This is a genomic window from Actinomyces sp. HMSC065F12, from assembly GCF_001814535.1.
Lineage (GTDB): Bacteria > Actinomycetota > Actinomycetes > Actinomycetales > Actinomycetaceae > Pauljensenia > Pauljensenia radingae_A.
Map to the genome: position 1 here is coordinate 1 of NZ_KV816951.1, position 287 is coordinate 287.

The window sequence follows — 287 nt, forward strand, 5'->3', positions numbered from 1 at the left end:
GTGTGTGGGGCGAAGCGAGAAAACACGTGCACCCTATGTTTGGGGTGTGGTGCTTGCAATCACTGTGCGGTACACACTCAACCCACACGTTGTGGGTGGGTGACATTTTTTGCGGTGGCTCATGGCAGGCGGGAAACGCCCGGCTCCTTTCCGAACCCGGAAGCTAAGCCGCCTTTGCGCTGATGGTACTGCGACCGGGGGGTCGTGGGAGAGTAAGACACTGCCGCAATCAACCGTGAGTTGGGGGTGGGGTACAGGCCTGGAGACAGGCACGTACCCCACCCCCC

Annotated in this window: 1 rRNA gene; it reads left to right on the top strand. The window is 61.0% G+C overall.

Annotated elements, in window-relative coordinates:
• Window positions 1-110: 110 nt before the first annotated feature.
• Window positions 111-229, top strand: a 5S ribosomal RNA gene (gene rrf / locus HMPREF2975_RS02335).
• Window positions 230-287: the final 58 nt, after the last annotated feature.